The 535-nt window shown below is 48.6% G+C and carries 1 pseudogene; it reads left to right on the plus strand.

The features are described from left to right. Positions 1 to 345: 345 nt before the first annotated feature. A pseudogene (locus Q4Q49_RS22140) lies at positions 346 to 535 on the plus strand (group II intron reverse transcriptase/maturase); the annotation flags it as partial.

Consider the following 535-nt stretch of genomic DNA (forward strand, 5'->3'; position numbering starts at 1 on the left):
AGTTGGCAGGGCCTCCCCCACGAAGTAAGGGGACAAGACGACGAAACCACGTGATCTAATGGCCACCGTAAATGATGCAGCAGTGCAAAGAAAGTTCATGTTCTTATCTGGGGAGATCTGCTTAACACGCGATCGGTCAATAACCAGTAAGGCTCTGGTCTATTAAGTGCCTTGGCTTTTCAATCTCATCGACTGAAAAGAGCGAACCAGATGAAAACCGATAGCGCATGACGGGGTAACTCGGTATGTGATTAAGCAGAAGTCAGCAGACGGCATAGTAGCCCAACGCCCATCGTAATGGTTGGGATATGGTGAAGGCCTGAACATTTAGAAGAAGGAGGAGTCTTGTCAAACTTGTCGATACCCACTACGTCGCCAGACGATTACTATCGGCAGCGTATTGATATGCAACCGGCCTTCAACAGCGATTTATTCCAACAACTACTCGAACCTGAAAATCTACACCGAGCTTGGCGTCAAGTTAAAGCCAATAAAGGCGCGGCTGGCATCGATGGCATGACTATCGAAGCCTTCC

It is taken from the genome of Shewanella sp. SP1S1-7 (assembly GCF_031932105.1).
GTDB classification, from domain to species: domain Bacteria; phylum Pseudomonadota; class Gammaproteobacteria; order Enterobacterales; family Shewanellaceae; genus Shewanella; species Shewanella baltica.